The sequence below is a fragment of the Roseburia sp. AF02-12 genome, assembly GCF_003461765.1.
Lineage (GTDB): Bacteria > Bacillota > Clostridia > Lachnospirales > Lachnospiraceae > Roseburia_C > Roseburia_C amylophila.
The window spans coordinates 1213530-1235244 of sequence record NZ_QTXS01000001.1 but is presented as its reverse complement, the minus strand read 5'-3'; the positions used below and the strand labels follow the sequence as shown (position 1 = coordinate 1235244).

Here is a 21715-nt window from a genome sequence, read left to right as displayed (position 1 = left end):
GTCTGCGTATAGTAGCCAAAGGATTAGTTAGTAAATTTAGACGGTAAACAGGTACATGTAGATGTATTAAGAATTGATTTTATTATCGCGCCTCCATTTCATTGGAACGCTAAAAATCAAAAGATATGTTAAGTAGGATAATTTTTAAACGCATTGTTTCTATAGCACTTGGTGCTATGGAGACAATGCGTTTCTTTTATTTACGCGAGTAGCGAGAAAAATCGCATGCTTGCATGCAGATTTGGCGAGCACCGCGATAACTCGAGAAACTCGCAAAGCGTGTTTCTCGTAGTTTATGCGAGTAGCAAGATGGCAGATTACACAAAAAAGGAAAAACTGCTTTGACGTTCAGAGAAAACTGTTTCGACTTTTATTCGACCAGATTAAATTAAGTTTAAAATGATATAGAAATTAATCAACTGCTAATTTTAGAAAAAGTATGCTGAAACGCCCGGAAAATAAGGAAAAATGAAAAATCAGGAGAGAAAAAAAGAGGAGCAGATAGAGGGAAAATGAGGTCGAATATTTTTGGTTGACATTTACGAAAAAAAGAGAAAGAATCTATACGACAAAGACAAAAGAAAAGGGAGAGAGGATATGAAACGGAAGAAAGTAATAACTGTTCTTTTGTGCATTATGCTGCTGGGAACAAGCGGTTTTACCGGATATCGAATCGGTAAGAACAATGGAAAAAGTACATTACAGACAGGTAATACAGCAGTAGAAAGAACGGTGGAGTCACAGGGAGTGGCAGTTGTGAATCTGGATACCGGCATATCGGATGGTAATACACAAGTCTATTATGGGGAGCAGATCATAAATTTTCCAAATGATAATTTCATATATACCTCATTAGAAGATGCCAGAAATGGAATAGAAGAAGGGCGATACGGTGCTTATATTATAATTCCATCAGATTTTTCGGAAAATGTTGAAAGCTTAAATACAGTTCCGGCGGCATCGCAGTTACAGTATGCAGTCAGTGAAGATGTATCAGCGGATGCAAGAGAAGATCTTTTAGGTGATGTCCTTCAGTTTGGGGAACAACTGAACAGTCAGATGTCATATATGTATCTATGTAACATAATGGATGAATTTCATGCGGCGCAGGATGAAGCTGCAATGGTTATGAATAATGACATTACAGATAAAGAAGCAATACAGGGAATACAGGCATCTGATCTGGTAAGCATGGTTCCGGTTCCGGAATTAAAACAGCAGGAAGATACTACAATACCGTTAGATATTTCGGATTATACAGAGGAAAATGCACAGTTGATTCAGGCAGTAGACAGTGCATATCGGGAAAATCTGTCAGAAGCTTCTGCACAGTTAAGTGATTTGCGGACAGCAGGAAATGAACTGGTCAGTTCCTTAAAAGAAATATCAGAAGGCGTAGGAAAAATCAATTTACTTTCGGATGCAGACGGGCAACTTTTATATCGGGATGGGATTCGAAATCTGCAGGATACATTGCTTGCATATAACGGAGAAAAGACTGCTGAACAAAACAGCCGTCTTGCCCAGATTGCACAGATTCAAAATGTGACAGAACAACTGGATACGAATTTGCAGCAATGCATTGAAAACTATAATCAGAGAATTGAAGCAGCAGGAATACAGAACCTGAATTCCTATGGCAGAGAAATGAAGGCTCAGCTGCCGAAACTGCAATGGAAGGAAGCAGAGGCAGAAGATGGAACAGTAGCATATGAACTGACCTGCAGTCAGGTAGAAGGAATGGAAGAACCGCCAGTTATTACCATTGCACTGGAACAGAATGCAATTGAAGAAAATGTAAAGAACAAGAATTATATCGACAAAATATTAAAGGCATTTCTGCTGCCGGAAGATTCAGATGGCGGGGACGGAGAAGAGGATAAAACCGGAGAAGGAGAGAAAACAGAAGAAGACAAAAACGGAGAAGAGAAAACCGGAGAAGACAAAACAGAAGAAGGCAAAACAGAAGAAGGAGAGAAAAACGAACCGGAATCAGGCGAAGGCGAAGATACTGGAGAAGAACCGGAAGCAGCGGTTACGGTAGAAAAAATATTTGAGCAGTGTGATGCAGATACAGAAATCATGGAATTTCTGACAGAACAGGGGTATGCCTCTACAAAGGAATTTTTAAAGGCATATCTGGATGGAGAAGTGCCGGTTGCACAGACAGAGACGCAGCTAAAGGTAACGGGAGATGTGGATGCATTGGGAGAATATCTTAAGGCATCACTGGAACAGATTGCGACAGAAGATTATACATTACCGGTATTTGAGGGAAGCTGGCAGACCGGGGATGGCAGCAGGATGGGATTTCGTGATTTGCTGAGAGACACCGGGCTTTTATGTGATGCGATGCAGACAGATGTGGCGGCACAGAAGAATGTTGATGTGGATGGCATTACGGGTCTGGTTCAGAGTGGTTGTATACAGCCATTGGCAGACCGCACAGATTTCGTGAAAAAGGAGATAGAAAATAGCCAGAAAGAAGAACAGGATGCAGTTAATTCTTATCAAAGAAGCGTAAATGGATTTCATCCAAGACAGGATACCACAGTGATGAATGACAGCGTGAGCAGCATGAGAGAAAATGCTGCACTTATGCAGCAGGAAATCAACACCAGCAATCAGTCTTATGTGGATTATGCAGATAAATTGTATCAGACTACTTCAGAAAATATATTGACATTGCAGCAGCACATTGAAGAAGCGAAAGAAACTTCCAATCAGGCAGTTACAGATGCATTGGCTTCGGCAAAGGAAGTGAAGAATACTACAAGCAGTCAGAATCAGACGGCATTGGCAGATTTTGCAGCAAAGCTTCCATATACAAGAGTAGGAAGCATGGAATATACACAGGTATATGAATTTGTGGCACAACCAACGCAGATGCTGCAGGTCAGCGATTACCAGCGGTTAAAGGATGAGGTGGATCATACCGTATCACAGAAAAGTGTTACCGGCAGCAGGGAACAACAGAAGAGTTCACGTTGGGTGGAATATCTTTTATATGGAATATTAGGAATTCTGGCGGTGGGAATATTAGGAAGCTATGCCAGAAGTTATCACAGAAGAATCAAGGAACAGAGCAACCCGTCGAAAGACGTTGCAATATAAAGTAAAGGAGACAAAAGAAATGGCAGATGTAAACAACATCCGGATTAGTCCGGAGCAGATGGAGACAAAGGCAAATGAATTTGATGCAAGATGTGAGGAATTCCAGCAGGTAGTAAGTACCATGCGTAATATGGTTTCTACACTTTGCGATGAATGGGCAGGACAGAGCAGTCAGGCATTTTATGATCAGTTCAGTTCCTTAGAGCCTAGCTTTTCTGCAACTGCAGAATTAATTACATCCATTGCACAGCAGTTACGTGATGTATCTACATCTATGCAGAACATTGACCGTGAAATTGCCGGAAAGATTGGAGTAATGTAATAGAGAATCGGAAAGCCACATCCTGTGACTTTCCGATTCTTCTATCCCTTAAGACCATACTTTTGTCAGAAACAGGAGAAGTAAAGTGACAGATAATTCTAAGATAGAGATTAATCCTTCGGTACTGCAGAACCGGTCGCAGACCTATCAGTCGCTGACGGATGTAAACGGAGCAGATGTATTTACGGATGATTATGAAGAAAAAGTAAAAGATTACCAGCAGAAGGAACAACGCAGCTATGAGGATACAAAGGAACAGGTATTTATAAAGAAAATGGATGAAAATGCCGGAAAAGAAGAGGCTGTAAAAGAACAATTATTTTTAACAACAGGAAGTCAGCAGCTGCAGCAGCAGGCAGAAGTAACCGCATCATTGGATGTGTATTGGATTCCGGCATGCGGAATTCTGCTGGCAGTGGGAATTCTGCTGTTGCTGCAATATCGGAAGAGAAGACAGGGAAGGTGGAAGAAAAATGTTGCTCACACTTACAATTATGAATCGTGAAGGAAGCTGGCAGGAAGATATACAGGTTAATCCACAGCAGAAAATAATAGATACCATGCTTATTTTAAAGGAAGCGGGAAAACTGCCACAGGAAGAGGTACATGAAATGAAATCTGAACGCAGGGGAAGATTTCTGGACATGAATAAGAACTATGAACAGCAGAGTATTTATGATGGAGATATTCTCTGCATACAGTAGAGGCAGACAGAGGACAGAAGAAAATAAGATACGGGAGAGAAAAGATGGAAGAAAGAATAAAGAAATCAGCATTACAGGCGGAAGGCATATTTGATTATCAGAAATTAATGTATCCGGATACAGGTCTTATTGCAGTGAAAATAGAGGAAGAAGGGGAGGAACTGCTTTTAACCTATAATCTGGAAGCACTGACACCGATGACAGAGATACGAAAAGAAGATATTACCACAAGACTGGCGGTATTGGAAAATATAGAATTACTGGCAGCATGCCGGAAATCATATTACTTTACATTAGAGCCGGAAAATCTTTATTACGACAGGAATCATCTGGTCTATGTAAAACAGAGAGATATCTGCGGGGAAGAAAGAGAATATGATGAACAGAAATGGATGGAAGAATATAAAGCACTCATTGGCTATGCATTACAGAAGCAGTACAGTTATGCGGATTATGTACAGGGAGGAATGCAGCTTTTAAAGGGTGGCATACTGCAAAAGGTACGGCAGGTGGAATTCGTAGAAGAGCTGGTCAGACTGTTGGAACAGCGTAAGCAGGAGATAGAGACAGAACGGTCTGTGAAAATGATTTTTCTGAACCGAAGACGGTATCGTACATTGCAGGCATCGTTTGTTGTGGTATTGCTGTTGGCAATAGTACTGGCGGTCTATGCATTGGTTGATTTCATCCGTACTGAGCCATATAAGGATGCGGTAATTGCGGCGGAAAATGCCTATATTTCAGCTGATTATGTATCCTGTGTGGATGCCATGCAGGAAATATCGGTAAAAGATATGGATATATATCAGAAATATATTCTTGCCAATTCCTATGTGAGAAGTGAGAATCTGACACAGCAGCAGAAAGAGAATATTATAAGCAATCTTTCTTTAAAGGAGACGCCAGCCAGATTGGAGTACTGGATATATCTTGGAAGAAATGACATTTCAGAGGCAATTGATATTGCCATGCAGCAGTCCGATGATGAAATGCTGCTTTATGCTTATATGAAACAGAAATCCATGATAGAGACAGACAGCAGTCTCAGTGGAGAAGAGAAAACACAGGAGCTGGAGAAAATTGCACAGAAGATGCAGCCATTGATGGAAAAATATGATACCGAGGAAGAATAGCATGAAGAGAAGCTTTCAGAGAACAGAGAATTTTACAATAGACGGAAAAAATGGAAATCTTGGAATTGAAGGATTTCCGGCAAGGCTTTGGGTCAGGAATGATGAGGTAACAATAGAAGGTTATGAGAACATATACTGGAACGGAAGGGAAGCCGCCTGTAAAGGAAAAATAAACAATGGAGATGAATTAAGCTTTTCCCGGGGAAAAATTATCTTCCTGGGAAAAAGTATACAGGTGGAATGCGAAGATGCGGTGAATATCAATACCGATGGATTATTGGAACTGGAAGAAAAAGAAATTCCATTTGAAGGATATCCGCAGTATAAACGTTCTCCGCGAATCATTAAAAGAATACCGGATTTGGAAATTAGTCTGACCAGCCCAAAAGAACAGCAGAATGGAAAGAAAGAGAGTCTGGTACAGCTTATTGTGCCGCCTCTTGTGATGCTGTGTGTGACAGTAGGAATCAGTATTTTAATGAAGCGTGGTTTATATGTGCTGATGTCAGCAGCAGGCACAGTGATGACAACAATATTTACGGTGGTTAAATATATAACAGACCGTAAGGAATGGCAGGAGAATAAAAGGCTCCGGGAGAAAACATATCGGGAATATCTGTTAAAGAAAAGAAAGGAAATATATGCAGCATATCAGAATGAAGAAGAGGCAAATCACTATAATTATCCGGAGGTAAAGGAGCTTGCCCGGATGGTTGGGCAGTACAGTCCAAGAATCTATGAGAGAAGCTCTAATGATGATGATTTCCTGAATGTATCTTTGGGACAGGTAATGGCAGATTGCCATTTCCGTATCCGCCTTTCTGCGGATGAATTAAAGGATAAACCGGATGAGCTGGAACTGGAAGCACAGGAATTGAAGCGGGAATTTTCAAAGATGAAACAGCCTGTTGTAGTAGATTTAAAGAAAGCACATCTGGGACTGGTGGGAGAGAAAAGCGTTATTCATGAGCAATTGAAATTACTTGTGGCGCAGCTTACTTTTTTTCAGAGTTATCATGACCTTGAAATCGTAACAATTTATAATAACAGATTTGATGCTGATTTCCAGTGGATGCGTTGGTATCCACATTTACGGATACATGCGGTAAATGTAGTGGGAACTGTAAATTCAGAGCGGAAGAGAGACCAGATTCTTGGAAGCCTGCATCAGATGATTAAGAACCGGAAAAACAAATTAGAAGAAAGTAAGAAGGAAAGCCGTTTTCTGCCGCATCTTATATTTATTATAGATGAGCCAAAGTTAATTATGGACCATTCTATTATGGAATATCTGGATAAAGAAGGGGATAACCTTGGATTTTCTATTATTTACACCACAAATATGAGAGCAAATCTGCCTGAGAATATCGGTACAATAGTTATGCTTCATAATTCCGGTCAGGCAACACTTCTGATGGAAGAGAAGGAAGAGAAAAATCTTTCCTTTGAATTGTCAGATACCAGCGGTATAAATTTGGAATGGATGGCAAGAAATTTAAGTACACTGGAGCATATGCAGGGAATCAGTGCACAGATACCGGAGAGTATTACATTTTTTGAAATGTATCAGGTGGAGCATCCGGAGGAACTGGATATTGCAAAACGATGGAAGAAAAATCATGCAGCAAAGTCCCTGGCTGTTCCGCTTGGGGTAAGAGCCAAGGAAGATTATGTCAATCTTAATCTGCATGAAAAAGCCCATGGTCCCCATGGACTTGTAGCAGGAACGACAGGTTCCGGTAAATCGGAAATTATCCAGTCTTATATACTGTCTCTGGCAGTCAATTATCATCCGTATGAGGTGGCATTTTTACTGATTGATTATAAAGGTGGTGGAATGGCAGGATTATTCCGGAATCTGCCGCATCTGCTGGGAACAATCACCAATCTGGATGGAGCACAGAGTATGCGTGCCATGGCATCAATTAAGAGTGAACTGGCAAGAAGACAGAAAATATTCAGCAGCTATGATGTGAATCATATCAATGCATATCATAAGCTGTTCCAGAATGGAGAGGCAAAGGAACCACTGCCGCATTTATTCATTATCAGTGATGAGTTTGCAGAGCTGAAAAAGGAACAGCCGGATTTTATGACGGAACTGGTATCGGCGGCGCGAATCGGACGAAGCCTTGGTGTGCATCTGATACTGGCAACACAGAAACCAACCGGAGTTGTAGATGACCAGATCTGGACAAACTCCAAGTTTAAACTGGCACTTATGGTACAGAATGAGGCAGACAGTAAAGAAATATTAAAGACACCGGATGCCGCCAATATTACAATCCCCGGAAGAGCTTATCTTCAGGTTGGAAATAATGAAATCTATGAATTATTCCAGTCGGCATGGAGTGGAGCTTCTTATGTAAGTGAAAAGGAAGAGGAAAAAGTAGATGACAGAGTTTATCTGGTGAATGACCTTGGACAGGGTGAACTGATAAATGAAGATTTAAGTGATGAACATGCTTCCGGCGGCAATATGATGACGCAGCTGGATGCTACGGTAGATTATATCCACAGAGTATATGAGGCAATGGATACCGTGGAAGTAAAACGGCCGTGGATGCCACCGTTGCCGGAACAGATTGTATCGGACCAGCAGGCAGAGAAAGGAAATGCATTAAATCTGATTGCACGGATTGGAAAGATAGATATTCCGGAAGAACAGCAGCAGGTGGAGTACCAGCTTGATTTTGCCACAGACGGAAATCTCTTATATATTGCTTCCGCAGGTTATGGAAAAACAGCATTTCTTACAACCGTGTTGTTGTCACTGGCAATGCATAACCGGGTAGAGAATCTGAACTTCTATATATTGGATTTTGGAAACAGTGGATTGATTCCATTGAACCGCCTGCATCATACGGCAGACTATATCAGTTTTGATGATACAGAACGATTCCGTAAATTCTGCAATCTTATACAGGCAGAGATAAAACGGCGTAAAAAATTACTGGCAGAACGGATGGTACAGAATTTTGAAGTATACAATCAGGTGGCAGAAAAGACATTAAAAGCAATAGTAATTGCTATTGACAATTATGATGTAGTCAAAGAACTGGGATATGAAGCGGAAGAATTTTTCCAGAAATTATCCAGAGATGGTACCGGACTTGGCATATATATGGCAGCAACAGCAACACGAAGTAATGCCATGAAGTATTCTACATATAACAATTTTAAGAATAAAGTGGCAGGTTATCTTTTCGATGAATCAGACTTGCATGTAATTGTGGGACGAAGTTCTTATTCACAGTCAGAGATAAAGGGACGGACACTTATAAAATACAATGGACTGGTAAGTGTCATGCAGGTCTATGTCATGACTGCATTTACAGATGAACTGGAGTATAACCAGGGTATAGAAGCTTGTATTGAGCAGATAAATGCATGCTATCCGGATACTGTAGCACCGAGAATCCCGGTATTGCCGGATGAGTTAAATATCAGAACATTTATGGAAATGAGAAAGAAACAGCATACAGCAGAAGAAAACGCTGCAGAGAAGGCAATCTGGCTGGGACTGAATAAAGAGAGTGTATTGCCGGAATGTATTCCGGCAGGTCTTACAACGCCATTTGTAATTCTGGGTGAGACTGCAAGAGGAAAGACGAATGCATTAAAGGTTATTTTAGAACAGATAACAGGAAGAGGAAAAGTATATTTATTAGACTCGAAAGATATGGAACTATATCATTACAGGTCCGGCGATGAGATTCATTATATCGGAGCAGATGGAATAGATGCGTTTCTTATGGAACTGGGAGGACTGGTGACTGTACGAAATCAGCAGCTGCAGCAGAAGATGAAGGAACATCCGGAACAGTTACCACGCCGTCTGGTTCAGGAACTGGATGCATGTTATGTTGTGGTAGATGAGTGGGATGACTTTGTAGAGGCAACGAAATTAAAAGCTGTATTGCTGGCACCGATATTGAGTGGGGCATTGTCCAGTGGAATCCGATTTATTCTTACAGCCAATTCCGGTAAATTAAAAGGATTTGATGAGATTACCAAATTTGCAAAAGCAACTACGGATGGTCTGCTGGTGGGTAACCCTGGTTCTTCAGGAATTTTTGGAACAGTTGCAGCAAAGGAATTGCCGCAGTTAAGTGATGGCCTGCTCTTCCATAATGGAGCATATGTGCGTATCCGCATACCGAAATGTGAAGACAGAGAAGAATAAAGAAAAATAAGCAGGAGGATAAAAAGATGGAACAGGAAAATATGGAGTTTTTGCCGTTAGGAAGTATTGTGCAGCTTAAAGGTGGCGTAAAGAAAATTATGATTATAGCAAGAGGTGCATTTGCAGTAGTCAAAGGTGAAAAAAGATATTTTGATTATGGGGCGTGTACCTATCCGGAAGGGGTTATAGGAGATGCACTGTTATATTTTCAGCATAAGGATATTCAGAAAGTAGTATATTGCGGTTATGAGGATGAAGACGAGAAGCTGATGCAGGAAAATATTAAAAACAATCTGAGTGTGCTGCAGGAGCAGCTGCTGAAGAAAGAACAGGAAGCATAAGAAGGCGTCGGAGAGACGAGGAGGAAAGGATAAATGTCGAAGACGAAGAAAAGCTCTTCCGGCAGTAAAGGAAGTTCAACAACAAAGAAGAGTACAACCAGTACAGCGGAGATTAATCAGGTAAAACAGCAGTTAAACACAGTAAAGAGCAGTTTGCAGTTAGAAAGCAGCAGTCTGGCTCCCATGGAGGGAACACTTAATACATTAAAGGAACTGAAAACGAGACTTGAGACAGCCATAGATACGCTGAGAAACCAGAAGGATGGTATTGAGGATAAATATACATTAGACAGTGGCTGGCGTGGAGATTTATATAATGCATCAATTTCTGCCTCCAGTGCATTGAAAACAGAATACGGAAATGTCTGTACCAATCTGGGATATGATCTGGATGCACTTTGTGATGAGATTACAAGAAGAGAGAATGAAATCTACAATAAGAATGAGTATATCGGCAAGCTGCAGAGCAGTTGGAACAGTCTTTGCAACTGGCTGGAAAAACATACTAATTAGGAGGGCATCATTATGCTGATAAAATTAGATACCAATGTTTATACATCAAAGGTACATTCTTTTTCAACGGTATCCGGTGAGGTAGAAGGAAAACAGCTTACAGTTCCGGATTTAAATGTATCAATGGACGCCATGACAGCGTACCGGGCGGGCTTTTCACAGTTAATTGGTCTGATGAGTTATTATCAGAACCTCCTGACGCAGGATGCCGGGAAGCTTCTCACACTGCGTGATGAACTGGTTGATGCAGAAGCTTCTTTGATGAAAATGATAAAGACAAAATAGGGGGAGTGGAGAAAGTTATGGGATTTCAGGTAAAGTATGAAGAAATTACCAGCATTCGGGAACTGATTCTGGCACAGCTTGACCGGTGGATAGAGCAGATAGATGCGGTAAGAAGCAGTATTGTAGAGATTGCTGCCATGTCGGAGATGCACGGAGAGGCAGCAGAGCATGTAAGAAGCTATATGTGGGATTATCATATGAATCTTGCAAATATGATAAAAGATACGATAGAAACCTACCGGAGCAGCTTTATACTCTATACAGACTGGTATTATAACATTGATTCTGACCAGATGGCAGAGATGTCTCAGGATTCCATGGAGGGACTGGAGGAGAACATTCAGGGAGCAAGATCAGACTTTGATGCGGTAGCAGAGGAAGTAGCGGATATTGAGAGAGAACTGTCTGCTTATCTTGATGTTGGCAGATTTTCTACAACCTGTATGGAAAGCTGTTTTGACAATGCGCTTGCCGGAGTGCAGAATGTCCGCACACAGATAGGGGAATATGAAGAGGCGCACAGCCATGCAGATATGTATCCCATCGATATGATGGCAGGCTATCTTCGCAGTATTATTGGTGGACAGTTAGGTGGCAGTAGTGCTACAATCAGTGCATATGATGCATCGGTTGTGAATGCAACAGAGTCCTTCCAACTGGCACAGATGATGGATGGAATGTTAAGTACATATCTCGAACAGGTGAAGGACAGGGTAAACTCCTGTGAGGAGTTCTATGAACTGCAGCAACAGCAGTGGCAGGAATCCATCCGGCTGAGAACAGAAGAAGGCATTGTGAAGACGATTGCCGGAGTCGGAACCATGATTCTGGGAGGAATGCTTGTCGTAGCAACCTGTGGTATGGCACTTCCACTGGTGACTACCGTTGGAGTTGTAGCAATTGGATTAGGCACAACTGCATATGGTTGTGCGAATGCTATAGAAGGTAGTCAGGATGTTTATGCAGGAGTAACAGGAGACCCAAGAATGGTATCGGTTAATCCAATCCGCGATACACTATTTGCCAGCAACCCAGACCTTTATTACTTAATAGGAAATACATTGACAATCTCAGCATCCCTGTTATTAACCGGAGGAATGGCAGCAAATGCAGCAGTAAGTGCAGGAACATCCATAGGAAGGGCCGTAGTAACAGAGTATGCAAAGCAGGGACTGACGGTGGCAGCCAGCAGCTATGTGGACAAGAGAATGACAGAAGCAACCAACAGTCCACTGGCAGGTTTTGTAGTTGGTTCACTAACCGGAATGGCAACATATGGAACGCTCAGTGAGGCAGAGCTGGAAGTAGTAAATAACGTAAAAAGACCGCAGCAGTTGGGAAATGTAGGAGAGGGTGGAAGTAAGACAGTAAAGTATTCACCAATCAAACCTTGTAATGAAATTAGTCAAGAAGTAGCAGAATCTTTTAATGGTGCAACATTTACAAAAACAACGTTGACAGAAGATACAGTTATGTATAGAGTAAGTGGTGGTAAAGCAGGAGAGGTTGGTTCATATGTATCAAGAACGCCTCAAGGAGGAGGATTGCAATCACAATTGGATTTAGCATTAAATCCTTCGTGGGGAAATACAACAGAAAATATTACCAAGGTTGTTGTTCCAAAAGGAACCACAATTTATGAAGGTATAGCGGCACCACAAAATATATATGATAGTCTTGGAAATGTGATAGGAACATTGCCAGGAGGTGGAAATCAAGTATATATCCCAAAAGTGGAAGCGGGGTGGTTTAAATGATAAAATGTGAATGTAGTGAACGAATAGGAAGTGTTATTAATTCATATAAATTATATGAAGATATTAAATTGTTTTTTGAAGAACAGGTAAAAGAAGATATATTTTCAGAAGTACCAGTAGGAAAGCCATATTGTGATGGATTTGAGTGGAAAGCAGATAAATGGTACAAGTGTAAGTGTTGTGGATGTCTATGGGAAATTAAATATCCTGATTTTCCAGCAAAAGGTTTTGTTCGTAAGTTTGCTGATGGAATATATCACCAGAAGGAGATAGGGAAAAATGAATATTAAAGAACCAATTAGTAATCTTAAATTAGTCGAGGCAATTGAAGGATTAAGTAACAATAATGCAACACAACAGAAATTTTTTACAGAATTTGCACAAGCTAAATTACTATGCCCTGCAGATATTCATTTACAAAACAGTTCGAAAGATGGTAATGAAATAGTTGTAGGTGAAGGGTCTTCAATATCTATAAAGCATTTAGAAGATACAAAAGGTAATAAGTTTTTAATTGCATTTACTGATTGGGAAGAATTATATAAATGGAATTCCTCAAAAGAACAGCAAACAGTTATTTTTGGTTATAAGGATTTTCAAAACATTATGAAAGAATCGAGAGATGTATATACAGGAATGGTAATAAATCCTTTCGGTGCCAATATTGTGATTACGCTTCCAATGCTTGATGGAATGGAAAATGATTGTATAATTAAAAAAGAAGAACAGGTGTTTATAGGCATTCCAGCTGAATACCCAACTGAATTGATAAATGAGCTATGTGTATATTTTGATAAAGAAAAGAGTGTTGATAAGGCGTTTTTATTATGGATGGTAAGGGGTGAAGAAGGAAGCTATTTACTAATATTGGATTCAAAAGAAGAACCTAATAGTCTATACCCAAGAGTTGGAAAATTTTGCATTAGATTTTTAAGAGATAAGATGCTTGATATGGTTTCAGCGGATTCGGATTTTGGAAAGAATGCAATTAGAGAATACAAACCATTTTATGAAAGAGATTAATTTAATTATGGTTATACTTTAGGACTTCAAAAATCCCTAACTCAAAAAGCTACTTTAATCTCTGTCTGTTCACGAAGTGAATGACATACAGAGATTAATAATAGCTTTTTGTCATTTACCTAAAGGGGAAAGGACTCCTTATGGCGAAATTTGCCCTCAGGTATACAAAAGGATTTGTCCGACAATTTATATTGAAGATATTGTGAGGTATTGATTTTACTAACCTGTTGCAAGCTGGGAATTTTCACCCTTCCACAGAACTATTGTTTGCTAAAATGCTTATAGACGCTGTGAGATAGCCAATTTCTGTGAATGATAAAAAATTACAAGAAGAGATTTCGTTACGAGTTTAACAAATATTCATAACATCATATTTTCTTAAAGTGGCATACCAAAATCAAGACAAGCCAACTAATTGTTAAGAAAATGCCTTATTCTGATATCTTGAATAATTTTAAGACCTAGGATAAGAAATTTAATCAGTACACCTATACGAACGATAGAACTACATGAGCAGTTGGATCAGGAATTATTAAATCTTATCACAGAAGTTCAGAACCATGAGAGCAGTACCGTGACAGCACTGGAGAATTCCGTGGAATTGTTACTATCGAGTCTGAATACCTGTATTGCAAAAATCGGATTGAACACAGCTGCAATTGCAAGTTATGAAAGCAACAGCTTTTATACAGATAAGGACGTGTATGCACTTGCCAATATCAGTGAATTGTTTTATCAGCAGCATGAAGACAATAAAGATGTATATGATGCAATCTGTGAAGCGGAACAGAACCTAAAGGATGCAGCGGAAGAACGTGAGACGCAGGGAGTGTGGAAGACCGTTGCCGGAGTGGGTTTGCTTGTAGTAGGCGGAGTATGTATAGTCGCATCATGGGGAACAGCAACACCAATTGTTGCAGCCGCAGAGGGTATTGTTGGAACCGGAACGACTATTTTTGGAGTCGCAGATTCTGCGGAAGGTGCCCAGGATATTTATTATGGAAGCATCGGAGATATTGACAGTACCGCAGTAAATGACTTAAAATATGCGGTATTCCAAGGAAATGAGGAAGCATATTATCTGACAGAAAGTGTCTTTGCATTTGCAGCATCCGCAATGATTCCGATCGGTCAGGCGGCCTCAGCAGGAAACCTGACATTTCGAAGTGGAGCAACAATCGTTGCAAAAGAAGGAATTGCAACAGCAGCAGGTGCAGGAGCCCAGAAGTATACGACGGATTTAACTGGAAACCAGACCGCAGGAATGTTAGCAGGTATGGCAGCAAGTATGGCAACTGCGAAAGGACTGAATGGAATTGAAGCAGGAGCGAAGAAACTGGCGAAACCGAAGCTTGGAGATGTTGGAGACGGCGGAGGTTCAGCGTTTGCAAGAAATAATTTAAAATCTGTGTTAGCTAATGAAAGTTTGACATTAGATGAGTTTAATACACTTCGTTTAGCAGATGTAAATGAATTGTCAGCAGAACAAATTGGAAAATTAAAAAATATAAGAGAAGCAGTGCCTAAGATTGATAGTAATACAGTGATTCAAAAAACTATTCCCTTTGAGGATATAGGAAAATACATAGGAGATGACGGATATAGTACTATCAGAGGCTATATAGCAAGATATGATGATGTTTCACATATTCATGGTTATGATAATGTTGTAGAATCATCAAGATTAGACTATACAATAAATAGTGATATTAGACCATATCCAGAAGGTGGAAATGCATATGGTTATATTAAATTTATGACGGATGATGTGGATAGGATTGGAATACCGTATGGAACAGAATTTGGTGGGGGAAATACAGACCCTGCCCCATGTACACGTAATGGATTTACAGGTGCAAGGAATGGAGAAGTTATTCCAGAATGGACAGTTGATGGTAACCTGGAACCAATAGAAGGTGCTGAATTGCATAGGGTAATTGATTCAGAAGATTCTATCGTAGCTATTTTTGATGGCGAACATTTCAGAGAGGTGAAAAAATGATAAAAAATGGAAAATATGCTTATTATAAAGGAAATGAATATAAATTTTCAAGAGATGCTGATGGTAATTATATTATTATAACATCAGATCTAAAGAAAACTGATTGTACATTTAAAGATAAATATAATACAGGAGTATACAGTAAATTAGTGAATATATCAGATGTAGATGAAATTTACAAAATTGCAACTTATGGAAAGGTGAATGAAGAGAGGGTTTCAATTATAAAGGAAAAAAACGGAGAATATTTGGTTAGTACAAATGACTGTAAGATAGGGGAAAAGCTGAAGTTGGATCGAGTTGACAAATATGCATATGAGGGATGGTTAAATTCAAATATAGTAAAGCTTGATGAGGAAAAACAAGTTATAAAATAATTGGTTTACATGAGCAGTTGGATCAGGAGCTATTGAATTTTATTACAACAATCCAAAATCAGGAAAGTAGTACCGTAACAGCGCTGGAGAATTCTGTAGACTTATTAATTTCGAGCCTGAACAGCTGTATTGCAAAAGTAGGGTTGAACCAGGGAACAATTGCAAATTATGAAAGCAACAGCTTTTATACAGATAAGGACGTGTATGCACTTGCCAATATCAGTGAATTGTTTTATCAGCAGCATGAAGACAATAAAGATGTATATGATGCAATCTGTGAAGCGGAACAGAACCTAAAGGATGCAGCGGAAGAACGTGAGACGCAGGGAGTGTGGAAGACCGTTGCCGGAGTCGTATTGGTTGGTGTTGGGGTGGCATGTATTATTGCAACTGCAGGTGCAGGAGCCCAGAAGTATACGACGGATTTAACCGGAAACCAGACCGCAGGAATGATAGCAGGTATGGCAGCAAGTATGGCAACTGCGAAAGGACTGAATGGAATTGAAGCAGGAGCGAAGAAACTGGCGAAACCGAAGCTTGGAGATGTGGGAACTGACGGTGGCGCAGTATTAAATGATGCGGATGTGGGTTCGGCTGTAAATGGTGGAACATCAAGTAAAATAGGATATGAATATTTAGATGACCAATTAGGTAACTTAAAAGATAAAGTTAAAATAAATCAGTATCAATCAGCAGAAAGTGTTAATGCTTGGTGGGAAGCAAGAGGTTATAAATCACCTTACAAAGAGAAAACTGTTGTACAAGATATAACACTGACAGAAGATACAAAATTTGTTCGAGTATATGACGGTGTGAATTCAAATTTAGAGGGTGGATGGGTTATGAGAGCCGAGGATATCAAAGGACTTACACCTAAAGAAATTCAAGCTAAATTTGCATTAGAGTATGAACCTAAATTTATTGGAGAAGTAGAGCTGAAAGCAGGAGATACAGTACGTTTAGGTGAGGTTGGACCTAATTTTGGATTTGATGGTGGTGGAATACAAATAGATTTACAACAGCAATGGATTGGTGATTTTACTGAACTTGGAAAGATTGAAGACTGGAGGTAAATATGAGAGAAGTATCTATTGATGGTAATATTTTAAATATTGGTGGTACTAAAATCACTGTAAAATATCCAATTAAACAAGTTGAAAGCATCAGTGGAAAGTATGTTGTATTGTTAAAGATTCCACGAGTAGAACTAGGAGCAGAGGAACTTAATAATATTTTGTGTTATAATGAAAATGGCGAAATGTGTTGGCGAATAAGTGACAAATTACCGTCTAATATTGTCAGCAAAGAGCAAATTCCATATGTTGCAATTCAAATTATGAATGGGAAATTATATGCTACTGATTTCTGGGGGAGAAAGTTTAATGTTGATGTAGAAAATGGAAATTTAATGGATGTAAAAATAGTACGTTGACAGAATAAAGCAGAGAATGTCATAGATATAACAAGGTTGTAACATTTTCTTTGACGATTCTCAAACACCCATGTTACAATGGCACGCAACAGGGGGTATAAGGGGGATGAAACGCCCTCATAATACCTAAACAAAAACACAGAATCGGAGATGTTCTATTGGTGATAACCGTCGTTTTATCAGCAGCATGAAGACAATAAAGATGTATATGATGCAATCTGTGAAGCGGAACAGAACCTAAAGGATGCAGCGGAAGAACGTGAGACGCAGGGAGTGTGGAAGACCGTTGCCGGAGTCGTATTGGTTGGTGTTGGGGTGGCATGTATTATTGCAACTGCAGGTGCAGCGTCGCCCATTGTTGCAGCGGTTGGAGTAGCTATGGAAACCGGAATGACTATTTATGGAGTCGCAGATTCTGCGGAAGGTGCCCAGGATATTTATTATGGAAGCATCGGAGATATTGACAGTACCGCAGTAAATGACTTAAAATATGCGGTATTCCAAGGAAATGAGGAAGCATATTATCTGACAGAAAGTGTCTTTGCATTTGCAGCATCCGCAATGATTCCGATCGGTCAGGCGGCCTCAGCAGGAAACCTGACATTTCGAAGTGGAGCAACAATCGTTGCAAAAGAAGGAATTGCAACAGCAGCAGGTGCAGGAGCCCAGAAGTATACGACGGATTTAACTGGAAACCAGACCGCAGGAATGTTAGCAGGTATGGCAGCAAGTATGGCAACTGCGAAAGGACTGAATGGAATTGAAGCAGGAGCGAAGAAACTGGCGAAACCGAAGCTTGGAGATGTGGGAACTGACGGTGGCGCAGTATTAAATGATGCGGATGTGGGTTCGGCTGTAAAGGGTGGTAGATATTCGAACTTAGGTAATATGTCATTTGAGGATGGAAAGCAATATTCATCGTGGAGTAAACTTAGAGAAGAGGGATTGTCACTTGAACAAGTAGAAAAAATAAAAGGCACACCAAAGGGACAGAAACCATTACCAGAAACTTATTTGAGTGAGGAATATATTAATAATCATCTAAATTCATTCAAGAAAAGTGGTGCGGTAAAAATAATGCCAAGTGAGCCATCAGGAACAATTGGTGGTAAAGGTGGTACATTTGTAATGTCTGGGGATGAACTAAGTGAAATAATTCGAAACGCAGATGGGGATGTGGCTAAAATAGAAAGTGTTTTGGGATTAGACAAAGGATATTTAGGAAGTAATCCTGTTATAGTGACAATTCAGGACACATCTAGTTTAAGACTTCCATCTGGCAATGAATTAGGTGCATGGCCGGAATACTGGGAACCAGGCGGCTATACAAGTGGTGGAATAAAAGAAGCAGTTATTAATCCGGCGAAAGAAGGAACATATACATATAAACATTTATTTGAATAGAGGTGCTTTAAAATGAAGTTAATTATAGAAGATGAGGGTATTAGTCTACTGGAAAACAAAGGGCAATATTATCTTCAGTATGATGCAGGAGCGCATATGATAAAGAAAAAAAGAATTGAAATTACAAATGAAGAGGCGGAGTTATGCCAATTAGATGTTGAAGAAATGTATAATCTTATTTTGCAATATCAAAATGATGGTGTATATGGTGAAGATGTAGTTGAATAAAATATATAAATTTAATTATGGTTATACTTTAGGACTCCAAAACCCTTAACTCAAAAAGCTATTTTACTCTCTGTCTGTTCACGAAGTGAATGACATACAGAGATTAATAATAGCTTTTTGTCATTTACCTAAAGGGGAAAGGACTCCTTATGGCGAAATTTGCCCTCAGGTATACAAAAGGATTTGTCTGACATTTTATTTCTAAGGTACTGTAAAACATTGATTTTACTGACTTGTTTCAAGTTGGTGTTTTCATTCTTACACAGAACTATTGTTTGATGAAATCAAAATGACACACAGAATATGGACTCTATGCTGGAGTTTATAAGGTCTATTTTGATAGCAAGAACAGGAAGTCCTGCTATATCAGTAACTAATTATCAGGCTGATAAAATTAGATACCAATGTTTATGCATCCAAGGTACATTCTTTTTCAACGGTATCCGGTGAGGTAGAAGGAAAACAGCTTACAGTTCCGGATTTAAATGTATCAATGGATGCTATGACAGCGTACCGGGCAGGCTTTTCACAGTTAATTGGTCTGATGAGTTATTATCAGAGCCTCCTGACGCAGGATGCCGGGAAGCTTCTCACACTGCGTGATGAACTGGTTGATGCAGAAGCTTCTTTGATGAAAATGATAAAGACAAAATAGGGGGAGTGGAGAAAGTTATGGGATTTCAGGTAAAGTATGAAGAAATTACCAGCATTCGGGAACTGATTCTGGCACAGCTTGACCGGTGGATAGAACAGATAGATGTGGTAAGAAGCAGTATTGTAGAGATTGCTGCCATGTCGGAGATGCATGGAGAGGCAGCAGAGCATGTAAGAAGCTATATGTGGGATTATCATATGAATCTTGCAAATATGATAAAAGATACGATAGAAACCTACCGGAGCAGCTTTATACTCTACACAGACTGGTATTATAATATTGATTCTGACCAGATGGCAGAGATGTCCCAGGATTCCATGGAGGGACTGGAGGAGAACATCCAGGGAGCCAGGTCAGACTTTGATGCGGTAGCAGAGGAAGTGGCGGATATTGAGAGAGAACTGTCTGCTTATCTTGATGTGGGCAGATTTTCTACAACCTGTATGGAAAGTTGCTTTGATAATGCACTTGCCGGAGTGCAGAATGTCCGCACACAGATAGGGGAATATGAAGAGGCACACAGTCATGCAGATATGTATCCCATCGATATGATGGTAGGCTATCTTCGTAGTATTATTGGTGGACAGTTAGGTGGCAGTAGTGCTACAATCAGTGCATATGATGCATCGGTTGTGAATGCAACAGAGTCCTTCCAACTGGCACAGATGATGGATGGAATGTTAAGTACATATCTCGAGCAGGTGAAGGACAGGGTAAACTCCTGTGAGGAGTTCTATGAACTGCAGCAACAGCAGTGGCAGGAATCTATCCGACTGAGAACAGAAGAAGGCATTGTGAAAACACTTGTCGGAGTCGGAACCATGATTCTGGGAGGAATGCTTGTCGTAGCAACCTGTGGTATGGCACTTCCTTTAGTGGCTACCGTAGGAGTAATGGCAATTGGCGCAGGAACAGCAGCATATGGCTTTTCAAATACAGTAGAAGGTGGTCAGGATGTTTATGCAGGAGTAACAGGAGACCCAAGAATGGTATCGGTTAATCCAATCCGTGATACATTATTTGCCAGCAATCCGGAACTCTATTATTTAATAGGAAATGCGTTGACAATCTCAGCTTCTATGATACTGACCGGAGGAATGGCAGCAAATGCAGCAGTAAGTGCAGGAACATCCATAGGAAGGGCTGTAGTAACAGAGTATGCAAAGCAGGGACTGACGGTGGCAGCCAGCAGCTATGTGGAAAAGAGCATGACAGAAGCAACCAACAGTCCACTGGCAGGCTTTGTAGTTGGTTCACTAACTGGAATAGCAACATATGGAACGCTCAGTGAGGCAGAGCTGGAAGTAGTAAATAATCTAAAAAGACCGCAGCAGTTGGGAAATGTAGGGGAGAGTGGTAGTACAACTGTTATATATGGGTCAGATGATATAGCTAATTATCAATATAATATGATTGAAAATCCAGGACCATTAGCGGAAATCCAAGGAAATCCTGCTAAGAATTTTTATGGTGGAAGATATAATGTAGAGGTTCTTACAGAAGATAGGATATATTATAGGGGTGGAAATTCAGATAAAGCATTAGGACAATGGTTTACAACAGAACCACCAGAATCCGTTGCAAAAGTGAGAATTGATACGGCAGTTAAGCCACAGTGGATTGATACAATTACTGGTGAATTAACAGGAGAATCAGTTGTAGATACTGTTTATGCAATTAAAATACCCAAAGGAACAACTGTTTATACTGGCCCAGTTGGTTCACAGGGAGGAGCCTATTGTGGGGGATATAATATAATGCAGACATTTATAAAAGAACCATGGAAATTGGATTATCAAGTTATTAGTAAGAGTTCATTAAAATAGTAGAGGAGGAAAAAATGACAGAGAAAGAATTATATGAACTAAGAGATATTTTTTTACAACTAGGAAAATTGGTGCAAAAATATGGCGAAAATTATTATACCATTCAAATAAAAGCTATTTCTGATATTATAAAATGTATAGATTCGGAGGAAAATGAGAAAGAAAAGACAGAATATATATTGGATAGATACAAAATATTGTATCCTTCAAAAGGTGGATTAAGCGATTTTTATATTTATGACGATGATTTTCAGACACGTTTAAAATTGAATGAGCCATTAGATGAGTTAAAAGATAAGTTATGGATGATTATGAAACAATATATTTAATTATGGTTATACTTTCGGACTCCAACAACCTATAACTCATGCATGTCTATTAATTAATCATCATGGCTGTTGTGAAGCAATTAA

Annotated in this window: 21 protein-coding genes; all 21 read left to right on the top strand. The window is 39.8% G+C overall.

What is annotated here, in order from left to right:
- The first annotated feature begins 597 nt into the window (after nucleotides 1–597).
- The 21 genes from DV740_RS06080 to DV740_RS05985 all read left to right on the top strand — a co-directional run bounded on the left by DV740_RS06080 (nucleotide 598) and on the right by DV740_RS05985 (nucleotide 21631).
- A complete protein-coding gene (locus DV740_RS06080; RefSeq protein WP_118087651.1) occupies nucleotides 598–3114 on the top strand; it encodes a hypothetical protein in 2517 nt (838 codons plus the stop codon).
- A 19-nt stretch (nucleotides 3115–3133) separates the two neighbouring features.
- On the top strand, nucleotides 3134–3436 hold the full coding sequence (locus tag DV740_RS06075) for a WXG100 family type VII secretion target (RefSeq protein WP_158552129.1): 303 nt from the start codon (nucleotides 3134–3136) through the stop codon (nucleotides 3434–3436).
- A gap of 85 nt (nucleotides 3437–3521) precedes the next feature.
- Nucleotides 3522–3941, top strand: a complete 420-nt coding sequence (locus DV740_RS06070; protein WP_118087650.1) for a type VII secretion EssA family protein — start codon at nucleotides 3522–3524, stop codon at nucleotides 3939–3941.
- Nucleotides 3910–4140, top strand: coding sequence for a hypothetical protein (locus DV740_RS06065; RefSeq protein WP_147340222.1), 231 nt, complete (start codon nucleotides 3910–3912; stop codon nucleotides 4138–4140). The genes DV740_RS06070 and DV740_RS06065 overlap by 32 nt, the downstream gene beginning before the upstream one ends.
- A 44-nt stretch (nucleotides 4141–4184) precedes the next feature.
- A complete protein-coding gene (locus DV740_RS06060) occupies nucleotides 4185–5273 on the top strand; it encodes a type VII secretion protein EssB/YukC (RefSeq protein ID WP_118087648.1) in 1089 nt (362 codons plus the stop codon).
- A 1-nt stretch (nucleotide 5274) separates the two neighbouring features.
- The gene (gene essC, locus DV740_RS06055; RefSeq protein WP_242994228.1) at nucleotides 5275–9459 is read left to right on the top strand and encodes a type VII secretion protein EssC; all 4185 of its coding nucleotides are present in this window, start codon (nucleotides 5275–5277) and stop codon (nucleotides 9457–9459) included.
- Between the two features lie 26 nt (nucleotides 9460–9485).
- Nucleotides 9486–9800, top strand: coding sequence for a DUF4176 domain-containing protein (locus DV740_RS06050; RefSeq protein ID WP_118087646.1), 315 nt, complete (start codon nucleotides 9486–9488; stop codon nucleotides 9798–9800).
- A 33-nt stretch (nucleotides 9801–9833) separates the two neighbouring features.
- Complete coding sequence (locus tag DV740_RS06045) at nucleotides 9834–10313, top strand: YwqH-like family protein (protein WP_117699188.1); 480 nt, start codon at nucleotides 9834–9836, stop codon at nucleotides 10311–10313.
- 12 nt (nucleotides 10314–10325) lie between these two features.
- The gene (locus tag DV740_RS06040) at nucleotides 10326–10598 is read left to right on the top strand and encodes a hypothetical protein (RefSeq protein ID WP_118087645.1); all 273 of its coding nucleotides are present in this window, start codon (nucleotides 10326–10328) and stop codon (nucleotides 10596–10598) included.
- A 17-nt stretch (nucleotides 10599–10615) separates the two neighbouring features.
- A complete protein-coding gene (locus DV740_RS06035) occupies nucleotides 10616–12355 on the top strand; it encodes a T7SS effector LXG polymorphic toxin (protein ID WP_118087644.1) in 1740 nt (579 codons plus the stop codon).
- The gene (locus DV740_RS06030) at nucleotides 12352–12645 is read left to right on the top strand and encodes a hypothetical protein (RefSeq protein ID WP_117699323.1); all 294 of its coding nucleotides are present in this window, start codon (nucleotides 12352–12354) and stop codon (nucleotides 12643–12645) included. The genes DV740_RS06035 and DV740_RS06030 overlap by 4 nt, the downstream gene beginning before the upstream one ends.
- On the top strand, nucleotides 12635–13378 hold the full coding sequence (locus DV740_RS06025; protein ID WP_117699322.1) for an enhanced serine sensitivity protein SseB: 744 nt from the start codon (nucleotides 12635–12637) through the stop codon (nucleotides 13376–13378). The genes DV740_RS06030 and DV740_RS06025 overlap by 11 nt, the downstream gene beginning before the upstream one ends.
- 517 nt (nucleotides 13379–13895) lie before the next feature.
- Nucleotides 13896–15380, top strand: coding sequence for a hypothetical protein (locus DV740_RS06020; protein WP_117842367.1), 1485 nt, complete (start codon nucleotides 13896–13898; stop codon nucleotides 15378–15380).
- The gene (locus DV740_RS06015) at nucleotides 15377–15757 is read left to right on the top strand and encodes a hypothetical protein (protein ID WP_117690461.1); all 381 of its coding nucleotides are present in this window, start codon (nucleotides 15377–15379) and stop codon (nucleotides 15755–15757) included. Before DV740_RS06020 ends, DV740_RS06015 begins: the two co-directional genes overlap by 4 nt.
- A 32-nt stretch (nucleotides 15758–15789) precedes the next feature.
- Nucleotides 15790–16830 carry a hypothetical protein gene (locus tag DV740_RS06010; RefSeq protein ID WP_117997919.1) on the top strand — a complete coding sequence of 347 codons (1041 nt, stop codon included), beginning with the start codon at nucleotides 15790–15792 and terminating at the stop codon, nucleotides 16828–16830.
- A gap of 2 nt (nucleotides 16831–16832) precedes the next feature.
- Nucleotides 16833–17189: a hypothetical protein gene (locus tag DV740_RS06005; protein ID WP_117842365.1), complete on the top strand. Its 357-nt coding sequence runs from the start codon at nucleotides 16833–16835 to the stop codon at nucleotides 17187–17189.
- A gap of 273 nt (nucleotides 17190–17462) precedes the next feature.
- Nucleotides 17463–18593: a hypothetical protein gene (locus tag DV740_RS06000; RefSeq protein ID WP_118087643.1), complete on the top strand. Its 1131-nt coding sequence runs from the start codon at nucleotides 17463–17465 to the stop codon at nucleotides 18591–18593.
- A gap of 12 nt (nucleotides 18594–18605) precedes the next feature.
- Nucleotides 18606–18821, top strand: coding sequence for a hypothetical protein (locus DV740_RS05995; protein ID WP_055147993.1), 216 nt, complete (start codon nucleotides 18606–18608; stop codon nucleotides 18819–18821).
- A 502-nt stretch (nucleotides 18822–19323) separates the two neighbouring features.
- Nucleotides 19324–19476, top strand: a complete 153-nt coding sequence (locus DV740_RS14765; RefSeq protein ID WP_158552152.1) for a hypothetical protein — start codon at nucleotides 19324–19326, stop codon at nucleotides 19474–19476.
- A 17-nt stretch (nucleotides 19477–19493) separates the two neighbouring features.
- The gene (locus DV740_RS05990; protein ID WP_118087642.1) at nucleotides 19494–21302 is read left to right on the top strand and encodes a T7SS effector LXG polymorphic toxin; all 1809 of its coding nucleotides are present in this window, start codon (nucleotides 19494–19496) and stop codon (nucleotides 21300–21302) included.
- A 14-nt stretch (nucleotides 21303–21316) separates the two neighbouring features.
- Complete coding sequence (locus DV740_RS05985; protein WP_118087641.1) at nucleotides 21317–21631, top strand: hypothetical protein; 315 nt, start codon at nucleotides 21317–21319, stop codon at nucleotides 21629–21631.
- Nucleotides 21632–21715 lie beyond the last annotated feature (84 nt).